Origin of the sequence: Rhodococcus sp. 05-2256-B1 (assembly GCF_002258465.1) — a bacterium.
Taxonomy (GTDB): Bacteria; Actinomycetota; Actinomycetes; order Mycobacteriales; family Mycobacteriaceae; genus Rhodococcoides; species Rhodococcoides fascians.
Map to the genome: position 1 here is coordinate 183,850 of NZ_NOZA01000041.1, position 13,102 is coordinate 196,951.

Below are 13,102 nucleotides of genomic sequence, written 5' to 3' on the forward strand. Positions count from 1 at the left end.
AGACGGACGAGAAAAGGCCCCGCACTCCCTTTCGGGTGTGCGGGGCCTTTCGCTGTTCTGTGGCAGATCAGTTGACGCTGTGGCCGTTCAGTCCGGCGTTGGCGTAGTGATTGTGGCTGTCGGGAATGTGGTTGTCTCCCAACACCCGGGCCACCTGCTGCTCGCTGAGTCCGAGTCGGCGGAGTCGCTCGCACACTGCATCGAAGTCGAGCATCTTGGCGTCGAGTTCCTGCTGCAGCTCGATCACCTCGGCGCGAATGGCCTCGGCCTCGTCGAGTGCGGTCAACGTGTCCTCGGGCTGGGGCAGCAGCAGCGTGAGCAGTCGATCACGGGCATCGGTGCTCAGTCCATCGAAGGGACGCTGACCCGGCTGAGCCTCGTGGCGACCTTCGTTGCGACGCTCGAAGCGCCGTTCGTTGCCGTACTGCGCTCCGACGTAATCCTGAGTCGCCCCGAAGGATGGGATCTCGGCGAGCTGTTCCCGACGCTCGGGCTGTGCCTGAGCGTCAGCGTCAGCGTCGAGATCGTTCTGGTCCAGATCGGCGACGGGTCCCTGCGCCGGTGCCGACGCGATGTCGATCGTCTTGCGCAGCGGGCGATTCGGGATGAAGACCACTGCGATGAGCGTGACGATCGCAACGAAGCCGGCGATCATGAAGATGCGTCCGGTCGCGTCGCCGTATGCGGTGCGGATGACGCTGACGATCGGAGCAGGCAGTGCCGTGAGGTCGAGCGATCCGCCGCCTCCGGCCGAACCGTCCACACCGAGCTGCGCCAGACCGGCTGCCGACTTCTCGGCGACACGGGTTGCCAGCAGCGAACCGAGAACCGAGACGCCGATCGCTCCGCCGAAGGTACGGAAGAAGGCAACCGTCGACGATGCTGCACCGACGTTCTGCACACTGACCGTGTTCTGCACTGCGAGAACGAGATTCTGCATCAGCATGCCGGTACCGAGACCGACGATGGTGATGAAGATGCCGACCGTCACCAGGCTGGTGGCGTGGTCGATGGTGCCCAGCAGCAGGAATCCGATGACCAGCAAGATGGAGCCGGTGACGATGAACGGCTTCCACTGACCGAACTTGGTGATCAGCTGACCGGAGCCCACGGAGGCGACGAGCATGCCGAACACCAGTGGGATGGAGAGCAATCCAGCTTCGGTGGGGGTGTAGCCGCGAGCAGTCTGGAAGTACTGGCCGAGGAACGTGGTGGCTCCGAAGAGGCCGACGCCGACCGCGATGGACGCGATGATGGCCAGGCCGGTGGTGCGCTCGGTGACGATCTTGAGCGGGATGATCGGCGACTTGTGTCGAGCCTCGACGATGATCGTCAGGACGAGCAGCGCAACTCCGCCGCCGACGAGGTACGCGGTCTCACGAGAGATCCAGGCGTAGTAGTCGGCCTTGCCTGCGAACGAAACCCACACGAGGAGAACGGACACGCCTGCGGTCAGCAGAAGTGCGCCGAGCCAGTCGATGGAGACGTTGTCCTTGCGGACGGTCTTGATGTGCAGCGTCTTCTGCAGCAGGCCGAGGGCGATGACAGCCAACGGGACGCAGACGAAGAAGCACCAGCGCCACCCGAGGGGGCTGTCGACGATGACGCCGCCGAGGATGGGGCCACCGGACATCGATACGGCCATGACGGCACCGGTGTAACCGGAGTAGCGGCCACGATCACGCGGGGAAACGATGGTTCCGATGATGGCGATGACGAGTGCCGTCAGGCCACCCATGCCGATGCCCTGCACCACACGTGCGGCGAGCAGCAGCGGAACGTTGTGCGCGAAGCCAGCGATGAGCGAGCCCGCGACGAAGATCAGAATCGAACTCTGGACCAGGACCTTCTTGTTGAACAGGTCGGCGAGCTTGCCCCAGATGGGCGTCGACGCGGCGTTGGCCAGCAGGGCGGTGGTGATGACCCAGGCGTACGCGGTCTGCGAACCCTTCAGGTCACCGATGATGGTCGGAAGTGCGGTCGAGACGATGGTGGTGCTCAGCAGCGCAGTGAACAGCGCGGCCAGCAGACCGGTGAGGGCTTCGAGGATCTGGCGATGCGTCATCGCATCGGGATCGGCGACTGCCTGATTCGGCGGATTCTCCGCGGATGTGGTGGTCATGTCTTATCTCGCAATCAATTCAATGCGGGCCACGTCCTGGTGCTGGGCGTGGGCGTCTTCGGTGAACGTGTCGTTGAGCTTGCGGATGGAATCGAGGGCATCGAGCGCCTCGGTTTCGCTCCATTCGCTCAACATCTCTGCCAGGCGACGAGCTCGCCTGTCCCAAATCTGTTTCAGTCGAGCTTGGCCTTCGTCCGACACGCAGACCCGGGACGCTCTTCTGTCGTCCGGATCGGGATGCCGATCGATGTAGCCGAGTTCGACCAGGTCCGCGATCTGCCGGCTGAGGGCGGACTGGCTGACGCAGAGCCTGCTGGCGAGGTCGGTCTGTCTGCATTCACCCTCTGTCGCGAGGATGGCCAGAACTCCGGTCAGCGCCTGCGGCAACGGTGAATCCTCGACTCCGGTGGTCACGGCCCGCTTCAGCGTGCGCCCGAAGAGGAAAACCTCTTCGACGAGCGATTCCGCTGTCGTGGATTGAACTGCCATGAGTACTCCAACGCTGAGTTCGATTTACTTGCTGTCTGCAACCATATATATACATACATGCGCTAAGCAAACAATATTCCTGTCTGGTGGGTCACAGCGTCGATGTGGGGATGGCCAGATCCTTCGGGCCGGTGACGCTAGTGCGGATAGAAGAAGGATCGCCGCACGGACAGGCCGACCGTCTCGCCCACCTCGGGCCGCGGCCCGCGCGTCGAGCAGCGGAAGTCGACGTCGTCGCAGTGCACCAGGACGTCGCTCGCATCGCGGCCGAACAATGACGACGTGACGGTGCCACTGACCTCACCAGTGTCGTCCGCAGATCCGGGCACGATGTCGATGTCGGTCGGCAGGATTGCGAGCGTCCCGGGTCCGGAGCCCTCCGCCTCGAGTGTGAGGGAGCCGAAGTGAAGGTGCCGTCTGCGACAACGCCGTCGACGAGGGTGGCGTCGGACAGGAAACGCGCGACGAACGCCGATGTCGGAGCACGCACCACGTCCTCGGGTGAGCCGATCTGCTCGATACCTCGAAGATCCTCGGCATTCCGGGTCATCAGCGCCTTCGCTCGCTTGTCGTACCCCTCGCCTACTCTCTCGACCACACACATCCGGGGGGGACATCATGAGCAACCGTAGATCGCGCAGCAGAAAGACCAGTCGCGAGGCCCACAGTCAGGTTCAGCGTGAAAGGGAACCTCTATTTTGGCCGAGCGCACTTCTTCACTTCTCCGATTGGCTGATCGAGAATGCCTGGGTCGCAGATCAGTTGACGGCTTTTGCGACAGCAATGACAGTCGATCGGTCGGTCCGCGAGAGGAACGTGAGCGTGTACGGCGCAGATTTTCCGATCGACATGTTCTGTCTCGATGATCACGAGTACTTGGACCTCGATGACTATGAGCGGTCGCCATGGGAGCGCGACGAGATTCGTCGCGCCATCGATCTGTTCGGCACGTTCGTCGTCGCCGAACGGTTGTCGCCATCTCAGAACGAAGAGATCTCGAGAGAGATCGGGTTCCCGTCTGCATTCGCGTCGGTGCCCAGTTCTCCGATATCGCCGGGGCGCTCGAGCCCACTGAGTACACCGATAATGGTCTCACTCCTGCAACGGTTGGCATCGTGGGCTGCGACCGAGCGCCGCGCGCCATCGGCCCGAATCGACTACTGGGACGACTCGGCCGAGATCGTTGCCGCGCTCGGGATTCCGGGTTTCGACAGCATCCCTGAACAACCTGACTTCATGGCAATGGTGAACTATCGGTCGGTGTTGGATACCGCCCGTAGGGTCGGGGTTCTCGAGCACGCGGGCCAGACTTACACCCGCGGACCCGAAGCCGGAGCTTGGGTGGTGTCTCCAAGTGCGGACCGAACTCGCGCAGCCGTGGTCGAGGCGTACGCATCCTGCTTGACGCCTGTGTACGACTCCGGCGATGATTCCGTGCAGTCCGAGCTCGTGGCAGGCTCGACGTTGGCGACCACCGTGCTCGTGCGCAGCCTCGTCGGTGATCCGGTAGGGGAATCCGACGGTGTCGTCCTGGGAACGATGTCCGACAGCAAGGTGATTCAGACCGTCGCGACACTCCGGTTCATGTCGATGTTCGACCTCGGATTGCTCGTCAAGGTGAACGACAAGTTCTGCGTACCTGACCTTCTGGCACCCCTGCTGCTCGAGGCGCTCGATCGAGATCGTCTGCGGCGCGTAGGGCGCGCAGCATGACCTGACGAGCGGCCGGTAGCACCTTCTGGTTCACGAGCCGAGTGCATGTACGGCAAAAGTGTGTCCCCAATCCGGTACGGCCCCGTCGCGACCCAAAGTCGACGGCACAGCGCCGATCAGAGTGAGGAAGTCGAAGGTCGGTCGAGCGAGGTACTGGGCGTAGCGTCTTTCGCTTTCTGGGATTCGCCACCCGATGGTCTCGAGGCTTCGTAGGATCAGCGAATTGCGTTCGGTCGCAGAGCAACCCCCTGCAACCGACACCAGCAGCAGCAGGCCTGCATCCTTCTCGTACTGCTCGCGGCCGAAGGGCATCCGAGCCGCGGCGTGCGACCACAGGCGGAGCGGGTCGGTGGCCAGGGTGTTGCCCAACCGGGTGCGAAGTAGCCGTCCCTTCAGCACGCGAACCAGCCCGAGTTGCGTCACTGCAGCCCGAAGCCAGTGCACCTGCTGATGGTCCACCTCGCGGTTGGAGCTTCCGAACCATTCGGCACCCCACTCGAGCTCTGCACGCATCGCAGCAACGTCTTTGGGTGGGAGATAGCCCGCAGCAGTCAGCGTGATTCCGTCTGCGCCCACCCGCGCCAGCATCCATGTCAGCTTTTCCATTGCCGATGCCGTCGCTACGGGGTCCAGCTGTGCCACATCGAAATCGACGCGTGCGAGGACATCGGGCAGATCGGGGTGATACTCGAGGGGCCCGCGTTCGAGAAGCGAGCCGAGTTTGGGTAGCCGCTCCCGCACGCGGCCGGCCAACTCCGTCACCGCGCGCCGCAACGCGATTCTGTTGTTCGCGTCGGCCACCGCGAAGCGTTCCTCCAAGCTGCCCGCCCACTGCTTCATATGGTTGTGCTCAGGATGATCGGTATCAGCCAGAACCTTCAGCAGTTCGTCGTAGCCCGACGTGCCACCGCAGTCCTCGGGTGGGCAGGCGCGGTTGCCGTCGAGGCAGGTTGCAGTACCGGCAACGGTCGATATTTCTTCGACGACCAGGTGGTGTGTCCATCCGTCACCGAAGTCGTACTCGTACCCGAGACGATCCCCGACGGCACCGAGGACTTCGTCCACTGGAACGCCGTCCTCGAGCGTCCCGGCGCCGTCGTCCCACTCTTCGAGCGCGGACTTCATCTCGTAGCGTCGACTGGTTCGATAGGGATCGTCGCCGACGAAGAACATGTGCAGGTGTCGGTCTTCCCAGCCCATGACATCTTGGATGACGTCGTGTAGCTCGGGCAGTGTGGCGTCGGAATTGATGGTGAACCGCCGCCACACCGCTGGTTCGATGTCGGCCAGAGTTACCTTGATCGTCAGCATCGAAACATCGTCCCCCATGTGCGAGATGCCCGTCGAGAACGTCCCCGCGGGGACGCTTTCGGCGCGATACAGTCCGAACATGGACGTTGTGCGCGCGATGCCCCTGCTCACGGTCACCGATCTCGATGCGGCGCTGGACGCGTATGTCCAGGTCACCGGCATGGAGGTGGTGATGAACCACGGTTGGATCGCCACGCTGGCGTCACCGGGAGACAGCACCGCGCAACTGAGTCTGATCACCGTCGACCCCACCGGCCCGGTGAATCCGTCGGCGTCTCTCGAAGTGGACGACGTCGACGCGGCTTACCGCGCCGCGGTAGATGCGAATTTCGAGATCGTGTACGAGATCACCAACGAGGAGTGGGGCGTGCGCCGATTCTTCTTCCGAGACGCGGGCGGCAACGTGGTGAACGTGCTCGCGCACATGTGAGATCAGCTGGGCTGCAGCAGGTTTCCTCGTATCACGCCTCGGAGGGTTCGAGCAGCGACAGTGATCCAGGCCGTCACGAGCACGACGTACAGCAGTACGGCAAGGGCACGGACCGCGCCGAAATCGAGGGCATTGCCCAGTGCGGTCGCTCCGGTGACGCAGGTGCCGATCGGGAACGTGAACGACCACCACGTCAGTGAGAAGGTCAGCTTCCTGCGTGCCGCATGGACGGTCAGGGCAGTGGCCAGTGCGAACATCAGCGCGCCGAATCCGCCCATGATCAGTCCGTAGCCGATCCCGACGACGTGCAGCCCGACGGCGATCGACGACTGTGTCCCGGTGAACACCGTCGCTGCATCGGTGCCGAGCAGGTTCGCCGCCGTGACCGACTGGCCGATCAACCCGAGCGTGATCCAGACCGTCGGAGCCGCGTCGACGGACGGCAGACCGCCGTGCAGCAGGCGTCCGTAGATCAACGTCATGGTGAGCATTCCGACGATCAGCGACAGCCCGAACATCGCGTAGCACGCGCACAGCAGCGCCAACCGCCACTGGCCGTCGGGCAGGTGAGGGAGCAGCAACGCTCCGGTCGATGCCGACACCATCGGCGGGACGACGGGCATCAACCACGCCGGTAGCGCCGTGACTTGCTGCCGATGCCCGGACGTCATCATGCGAAACGGCACGGCAATGCTGGTGAGCAGGCCGGTGACCGTGCCGGCGACCCACAGGACTGCGAACAGTGCCGTGGCCGCCGTGGGACCGATGAGGTCTCCGCCGAGCAGGCCGGCCCCGGCGCCGACGGTGAGCAAGGCCATGGGCGGTGCGCCGTAGAACTGCATCATCACCGGGTGCTGCGCGTAGTCGACTGCGCGTGCGCGGTACCCGGTCCAGTGCCGCACGAAGGCTGCGCCGATCACTGCGAGTGCTGCGGCAGCGAGTACCCATACGACGACGGCGAAGACGCGCAACGCAGGGAGGTCGACGGGCAGTGTGGCGGCCGCGGTGGCGACGATGCCGGTTCCCATGACGGCGGCGAACCAGTTGGGGGTGATGTGCTCGACGGTCCGCCTGCGCGACAGCCGGGGTGCATACGAGACGGACTCGAGGACGGTCATGACTTCACTGTGCGCGACGCGGCCCACGTCCGGTAGACAGCAATTCGCCATCCAGCCATAACTGAAGATTATGACTGGATGGACCCAGCGACCGTCAGAAGTTCCGCGGCCGGGCCGCTGGGCTCACGGCCCGATCGCCAGATCGCGCGCAAGTCTCTGTGCAGGGACAGATCGGGGAGCGGCACTCCGATCAGACTGCCCGCCGCCAGCTCCGTCGCGACGGCCAGTGAACTGAGGACGGCACCGCCGATCCCCGCTGCCACAGCGGACTTGATAGCCGTCGTCGACGACACTTCCAGTAGAGGGGTCGGGGGCAGGCCGAAACCTGCTGCAGCAACGGCACTCTCGTACACGGACCTGGTTCCCGACCCGGCCTCGCGGGTGACCAGCGCCGTCTCGACCACCTCTTCCGTCGACGGTGCAGTGTGTGCCCACGGATGTCCGGGTGCCACGACGAGAACCAGTTCGTCGGTTGCGACGGTGCGGTACGTGAGTTCGTCCTGGACACTGGGGTTTTCGATGAACCCCAGGTCTGCGTCTCCGGCGAGCACCGTCGCGGCGACCACCGCCGAATTGCCCGAGCTCAGCGTGGGCACGATCTGGGGCAGCGTCGTGTGCAGTGTGACCAGCCATCTCGGCAGAAGATATTCGGCGACAGTCTGACTGGCCGCGATCTGCAGGTGGCCGATGCGCTCGGCGTGCAGCGTGGCGATCGCCGTCGCCAAGTCCTCGGCCGACCGGACGACCGGCGCTGCCCAACTCGCGACCAGCTCGCCGAACTCGGTCAGCACCGTTCCGCGTGCGCCCCGCTTCAACAACGGCGCTCCGACGCGACGCTCCAGCGCGCGAATGCGAGAACTTGCCGCGGGCTGCGACATGCCGTGGGCGTGTCCGGCACGGCCGATGCTGCCGAGCTCGGCCACCGACAGCAACAGATCGATGCTGGTGAGATCGGCAACGTGAGGGGGAAGCGGCACAGGTCGAGCCTACGGCGACGGGAGTCAGTAGTCGCTGAACAGGTCCAGCTCGGCGTCGGGCTCGGGTAGGTCCTCTGGGTCTCCGGGGTCGTCCGGATCTTCGGGATCGCTACGTTCGTGCAGCACCGAACCCACCAGGGCGGTGACGTCGATGGCCGCGGGATCGGGAATGGGGTGACCCTCGACGAATGCGAGTCGCTCCGCAGACAAATACGCCAGCCGCACCGCCTGCACCACCAGGACGCGTCGCAGGCCCTCGGACACCTCACCGCGCTCGCGAGTGACCGCAGCCAATCGGGAGATGGTCTCCGCGCGTCGCGCGATCCGAATGTCGGGGTGACCGCGCTCTATTCGGGTCTGCTCGGAGATCAGCGACCGCCGCAGTGACGCAGGCAGAGTGATGGGCTCGGAGACCGGCGGGATCTTCTCGTTCAGGATCGCCTTGTGACGCGACCTGTCGATGGCCTCGAGGTACGCCGTGTACTCGTGGGCGTTCAAGTCTCGTTCAGCTGTGCGGAATTGTTCTGCGCCGTCGGACTTCTTGAGGTCCTCGTACTGCCAGAGCGGCCAGATCTCGATCTCCGCGACCTCGAACACGTCCAGCACTCGCATCGCGACGGCGTCGGTCCGCTGATTGGTCAGATGCCGCTGCACCCGAACGCTGAGCTTCTCCTTGGTCTGCCCCACGTAGATCGGCTCGCCGTCGTAGTCGTAGAACGCATACACGCCCCACTTGGCCGCCGACCAGACGCGTCCTCGATCGTCCTTCTCGCTCAGCACTTCTCGCAGTGCAGCTCGAAATGACTGCACATCGTCCGCAGGCAGACTGCTCTTGCGCGGCGCGACCGCCGACGCCCGCAGCGAGGACTTACCGTGACTGGACATGCGCAGCAGTTCCATTCGGCGCGATGGAACCGAGTGTCCCGTTCACCAGGGGCATCAGGTAGTGCTCCGCCAGCCACGCGACCACCGGAACACACACCGCATCACCGAAACCGAAGAGCGCCTGGTTGTTCCGCAGACCGCCGAGCGTGTAGTCGCCGGCTCCCATCAAGCGGGCGTACTCGAGAGGCGTCATCCAGCGCACCTGCAACCGGCCGTGGCCGATCTTGACCACCGCCTGCTTCGACGACCCACCGCGCGCAGTACGCAGGCAGCCGGAGATGTCGTCGGGGCGGGCCTCCCACACCGCGACGCCGTTGCGGGTACGACGGTAGGCGGTACGGTAACTGACCTTGCGCGCCTTCTTCAGAATCTCGATGCGCTGCAACTGAATCGGAGACAACGAGCGTACGAACGCCTCGGTGCGGTCTGCATCCCACCAGCGCTCGTCGCGGTAATCCATTCGTTCGACCAGATCGCCGAGACCACTGGTCAACGGGATCGGCGGGCTGGGCAGCGGAGCCCGATGCGTCGACAGCGTCGAATCGCCGTAGACCGCCTGCAACCAATCCGGACGCAGTTCGCTGTTGGGATCGCGGGCATCCTCCGGCGGATGTTGCGCACCGATCAGGAACAAACGAGGACGGGACTGCGGGACGAACCGTCGAGCATCGATGGTGAGGACGTCCACCGAATAGCCGAGTTCGTTGAGCTCACGGACCGCAGCCGCCAGATCGTCGCCCCCATGACTGGTGGCCAGACCGACGACGTTCTCCAGCGCGACCACCTCGGGACGGCCGTCACCCATTTCGTCCAACACTCGAGTGAAGTGCCGAAATGTCGAGGAGTTCTTGCCCGCGAGACCGGCCCGACCCCCGGCCAGAGACAGATCCGTGCACGGAAACGACGCCCAAGCCAACGACAGACCGTCCGGCAGATCGCCGCCCCGCGTGCCGGCGACATCCCCGAGCTGGAAATGGGCCGCGTCGTCACCGAAGTGTTGGCGATACATGTGGTGCTTGTCGCGCTCGATGTCGTTGGCCCAGCACACCTCGAAACCGGCCTGCTCCAAGCCCATTCGCACCAAACCGATACCGGCGAAGAACTCGGCGACCGTGGGAATCCGATCGCGCGCCGACACCGAGGAACCACCCGGCACCACAGTCAACTTCGGCATGCACTCAGGCTAGTACAGAGCCCCGACAGACTTGCTTGTCTGGTCATTCCGCAGGCTGCACTCCGGCTTTTCCTGGTCATTCCGCAGGCTGCACTCCGGCCTTACGCCGTGGTTGCCAACGCCGCCGCCAGTCCGAACGCCACCGTCAGCAGACAGACATGAGCTGCAGCTCGCCGCACCGAGTAGTCCGCCGTGGAGCGGTGCGCAGTGGCGGTCGGCAACCACGTGCGGCGGATTCGAGATGCCACAGCCACCAGGATCACGGTCATCACGACTTTGGCGAGAACGATTCGGCCGTAACCTGTCTCGATCGCAGCGGCCGGGCTCTCCAACTTCAGGACCGCGTCGAATACGCCGGTCACGGCCACCCCGACGACGCACCACAGCGCGATCCGGGAATAGGCCGGTAAAAGCGTCGCCCAGGCTGTCTTGGTCCGCAGACTCAGCGCCATCGCGCCGAGCACACCGAGCCACACCGAGGCGCACACCACATGCACGGCAACGGCAATGGACCCGAATGCGAATTGCGACATGTGTCCGGTGATCGGTCGCGCGACCAGGGCCAGCGCCGCCAGCGTGACCACGGGAACCGGGGACCAGGATGCGTCTCGTCGATATCCGAGTACGCCCATGGCGCACAGAACTAGCGCGAGGAGCACCGTCGTCGCGCCGAGTCGACCGACGGAGATCGACGCGACGAAGGCCGCAAATGCACTCGGCGACAGCGCCGTCACTGCTCGGCCCTCGGCCTCGGCTGCGGCCGCTGCCAACAGGACGAACTCGGCCACCGCCCACAGACCCGACAGGAACCCGATCGACCGCCACATCACCAGCGAGTCGAGGGCGGGGCGTCGAGATGCGGAATTACCGTCCAGGACAGCGAGAATTCCGAACCCCAACACCACCGAACCCGACGCGACAGCGATGACGCGGAGCCACGACGACCCGCTGGGAAAGGTGGGGTACGCCAGCGCGAACGCTGCGGCGACCCCCACCACCGCCGAGGCTGCGGCGGCGAGCACGAGCCGAACGCTCCTCTCGCTCACCGCAGCCACGTCGGATCTACTTCTCGCTCTTCGGCTTACGCTGGTCTTTCGGCTTACGCAGTGCGAATGCCAACGCTCCGCCGAATGCGAGGACCGCAACCACGACCAGCACGATGGGACCGTAGCCGCCGAGGAACCCGTCCTCGGACTCTTCCGAGGTGCCCGACGCATCGGCCGGTGCCCCGGGTGTTCCGGACCCTTCCTGCGTCAGCGTGAACGTAGCCGTGCCGCTCACCGGATGACCGTCGGCCGAGGTGATGCGGTAGGCGAGGGTGTACTCGCCGGCAGGGCCCAGATCACCGACATCGACGACCACGCTCTGGCCCTCGATGCGAGCATCGCCCTTCGACCAGATGTTGCCGTCGGGGCCGACGACGTTGAGCGTTGCGAACTGCGACTGCGGCACCTCGTTGAAGGTCACCGATGCCGTCGCCGGAGATGCGTCGAGCGAGGAGCCGTCGGCCGGGCTGTACCCGGTGACCTGCGAATGAGCCGAGGCAATCGGAGCCGCGATCAGCAGTGCCAGCAAGGCCACCGCCGATACGACCACCGCTTTGGCGGACACGGTCAGCGCCCTCACGAGCGTCGGCTCCGTACGGTTGCACCGATTCCGAGGCCGGCGCCGACGGCACCGAGAACGAGCCCGGCACCGGCAATCCACCGGGCGGTGGTGTCCGAGGAGGACGTGGACGTCTGCTCGGCTGCGTCCGTCGTCTCGGCGTGGGCTCCGCCGTGCGCGTCACCGCTTGATGCTGCGAGGGTCAGTGTGGGAGCGGGCAATTCGGGCTCGCTGCCGTCCTCGGTCATCGGCTCGTTCCACTGCACGACCTCACCGTCGGTGTAGGTCTGGGTGGCCGGGAACGACACGGTTTCCTGCTCGGGCAGCGGCCCCGCGGAGAGCAGGAACTGCTGGAACTGGCCCGGACCGACCTCGGCACCGGGATTCGCCGTCCAGGTCACCGACACGGCGAGATCGGCGGAGTCCTTCTCGACGGTGGACGTCCACCCCGGAATGGGCTGGGTGCGAGCAGAATTGAGGCCGGGCAAGGTGACCTTGACCGAGTTGGTCGATGCGGTGTCGGACTCGGTGGGGACGCGGAACGTCAGGACCGAGTAGCCGCCCTGCGCGGCGTCGGGCGCGGAGACGACCACATGGGCGGAGGCTGCGCCTGCGCCGATCAGCAGTGCGCCGACGGTGGCACCGGATACGAAGAACAAGGCACGCGGAATGGAACTCTTCATGAGTGTTGGGTCATTTCTGTACGGAGGTGGAAAGGGGATGTCGGATCAGAGCTACGAGCTGATCGACATCGGAGGCCCACGACGAGAAATGGCCCAGTCCAGGGCAATACCGTGCACCGACGGCATTGCGACGGAGAACCGGACGCGACCGACAGCGGAACCGTCGGGCAGGGGAGTGAGGAGCGCGAGAACGGCACGAACGATGGATGTGATCGGGCCGTAGAGACGTTCGGCTGCGGCGATCAACAGCGCGGCGACCAGCGACGCGGCCGCGTGAAAGCCGATCATCGCGGCGCTGGGCAGCAGCGAATGACTGTGTGGTGAGCCGGCCATGCCGGCCATGTCGCTCAGGCTCAGTGCGGTATGGGCGAGGAGTTGGCCACCCATCAGAGCGGGCAACAGAACAGTCGAGCGACGCGGAACGGCAGTCATGGCACCGACACCGAGGCTGACCACGATCAGCAGAGCCAATCCCGATCCGCTGAGATAGCCGCCGCCTGCCATTCCGTGCGCAGCCACCGCGAGGGCGGCGGTGACCGTACCGACAGCTCCGCCGCGAAGAGGTGCAGCAGAGCCGTCGGTCATCGGATGGTCG

General features: G+C 65.0%; 14 protein-coding genes. 2 read left to right on the top strand and 12 right to left on the bottom strand.

Annotated features, from left to right (window positions below; all coding sequences use genetic code 11):
- Positions 1-67 precede the first annotated feature (67 nt).
- The 3 genes from CH285_RS26345 to CH285_RS26355 form a co-directional block, all read right to left on the bottom strand.
- A complete protein-coding gene (locus CH285_RS26345) occupies positions 68-2,122 on the bottom strand; it encodes an MDR family MFS transporter (RefSeq protein ID WP_032371724.1) in 2,055 nt (684 codons plus the stop codon).
- Between the two features lie 3 nt (positions 2,123-2,125).
- The gene (locus tag CH285_RS26350) at positions 2,126-2,611 is read right to left on the bottom strand and encodes a MarR family winged helix-turn-helix transcriptional regulator (RefSeq protein ID WP_032366715.1); all 486 of its coding nucleotides are present in this window, start codon (positions 2,609-2,611) and stop codon (positions 2,126-2,128) included.
- A 137-nt stretch (positions 2,612-2,748) separates the two neighbouring features.
- Entirely contained in the window at positions 2,749-2,940 is a 192-nt protein-coding gene (locus tag CH285_RS26355) for a hypothetical protein (protein WP_032371723.1), read from the bottom strand.
- Between the two features lie 493 nt (positions 2,941-3,433).
- On the opposite strand from CH285_RS26355, the gene CH285_RS26360 reads away from it, so the two are divergent.
- Positions 3,434-4,324 carry a hypothetical protein gene (locus tag CH285_RS26360; protein ID WP_141215018.1) on the top strand — a complete coding sequence of 297 codons (891 nt, stop codon included), beginning with the start codon at positions 3,434-3,436 and terminating at the stop codon, positions 4,322-4,324.
- Positions 4,325-4,354: 30 nt separating this feature from the next.
- On the opposite strand, the gene CH285_RS26365 is transcribed toward CH285_RS26360, so the two are convergent.
- On the bottom strand, positions 4,355-5,716 hold the full coding sequence (locus CH285_RS26365) for a plasmid pRiA4b ORF-3 family protein (RefSeq protein WP_052068984.1): 1,362 nt from the start codon (positions 5,714-5,716) through the stop codon (positions 4,355-4,357).
- Between CH285_RS26365 and CH285_RS26370 the strand changes: the two genes are divergently transcribed.
- On the top strand, positions 5,715-6,065 hold the full coding sequence (locus CH285_RS26370; protein ID WP_032371721.1) for a VOC family protein: 351 nt from the start codon (positions 5,715-5,717) through the stop codon (positions 6,063-6,065). The two genes, CH285_RS26365 and CH285_RS26370, sit on opposite strands and share 2 nt — an antisense overlap.
- 2 nt (positions 6,066-6,067) lie before the next feature.
- On the opposite strand, the gene CH285_RS26375 is transcribed toward CH285_RS26370, so the two are convergent.
- The 8 genes from CH285_RS26375 to CH285_RS26410 all read right to left on the bottom strand — a co-directional run bounded on the left by CH285_RS26375 (position 6,068) and on the right by CH285_RS26410 (position 13,092).
- Positions 6,068-7,183 (bottom strand): TDT family transporter, encoded by a 1,116-nt coding sequence (locus CH285_RS26375; protein WP_032371720.1) that lies wholly within the window; start codon positions 7,181-7,183, stop codon positions 6,068-6,070.
- Between the two features lie 68 nt (positions 7,184-7,251).
- A complete protein-coding gene (locus CH285_RS26380; RefSeq protein WP_032371719.1) occupies positions 7,252-8,160 on the bottom strand; it encodes a LysR family transcriptional regulator in 909 nt (302 codons plus the stop codon).
- Between the two features lie 24 nt (positions 8,161-8,184).
- Entirely contained in the window at positions 8,185-9,045 is an 861-nt protein-coding gene (locus CH285_RS26385; RefSeq protein ID WP_052069039.1) for a GIY-YIG nuclease family protein, read from the bottom strand.
- Positions 9,029-10,219, bottom strand: coding sequence for a DNA cytosine methyltransferase (locus tag CH285_RS26390; RefSeq protein WP_230593066.1), 1,191 nt, complete (start codon positions 10,217-10,219; stop codon positions 9,029-9,031). Before CH285_RS26390 ends, CH285_RS26385 begins: the two co-directional genes overlap by 17 nt.
- 101 nt (positions 10,220-10,320) lie before the next feature.
- Positions 10,321-11,265: a copper resistance D family protein gene (locus CH285_RS26395; RefSeq protein WP_230074776.1), complete on the bottom strand. Its 945-nt coding sequence runs from the start codon at positions 11,263-11,265 to the stop codon at positions 10,321-10,323.
- 16 nt (positions 11,266-11,281) lie between these two features.
- Complete coding sequence (locus tag CH285_RS26400) at positions 11,282-11,845, bottom strand: copper resistance CopC family protein (protein ID WP_094642803.1); 564 nt, start codon at positions 11,843-11,845, stop codon at positions 11,282-11,284.
- Positions 11,842-12,507: a YcnI family copper-binding membrane protein gene (locus CH285_RS26405; RefSeq protein WP_032371718.1), complete on the bottom strand. Its 666-nt coding sequence runs from the start codon at positions 12,505-12,507 to the stop codon at positions 11,842-11,844. The genes CH285_RS26400 and CH285_RS26405 overlap by 4 nt, the downstream gene beginning before the upstream one ends.
- Before the next feature lie 51 nt (positions 12,508-12,558).
- The gene (locus CH285_RS26410) at positions 12,559-13,092 is read right to left on the bottom strand and encodes a hypothetical protein (protein ID WP_032371717.1); all 534 of its coding nucleotides are present in this window, start codon (positions 13,090-13,092) and stop codon (positions 12,559-12,561) included.
- Between the last annotated feature and the right edge of the window lie 10 nt (positions 13,093-13,102).

Bases quoted from the DNA above. Each gene is read 5' to 3' on its own strand.
- CH285_RS26350 (WP_032366715.1), bottom strand. From the start codon at position 2,611: ATGGCAGTTCAATCCACGACAGCGGAATCGCTCGTCGAAGAGGTTTTC.
- CH285_RS26405 (WP_032371718.1), bottom strand. From the start codon at position 12,507: ATGAAGAGTTCCATTCCGCGTGCCTTGTTCTTCGTATCCGGTGCCACC.
- CH285_RS26365 (WP_052068984.1), bottom strand. From the start codon at position 5,716: ATGTTCGGACTGTATCGCGCCGAAAGCGTCCCCGCGGGGACGTTCTCG.
- CH285_RS26375 (WP_032371720.1), bottom strand. From the start codon at position 7,183: ATGACCGTCCTCGAGTCCGTCTCGTATGCACCCCGGCTGTCGCGCAGG.
- CH285_RS26390 (WP_230593066.1), bottom strand. From the start codon at position 10,219: ATGCCGAAGTTGACTGTGGTGCCGGGTGGTTCCTCGGTGTCGGCGCGC.
- CH285_RS26410 (WP_032371717.1), bottom strand. From the start codon at position 13,092: ATGACCGACGGCTCTGCTGCACCTCTTCGCGGCGGAGCTGTCGGTACG.
- CH285_RS26370 (WP_032371721.1), top strand. From the start codon at position 5,715: ATGGACGTTGTGCGCGCGATGCCCCTGCTCACGGTCACCGATCTCGAT.
- CH285_RS26385 (WP_052069039.1), bottom strand. From the start codon at position 9,045: ATGTCCAGTCACGGTAAGTCCTCGCTGCGGGCGTCGGCGGTCGCGCCG.
- CH285_RS26345 (WP_032371724.1), bottom strand. From the start codon at position 2,122: ATGACCACCACATCCGCGGAGAATCCGCCGAATCAGGCAGTCGCCGAT.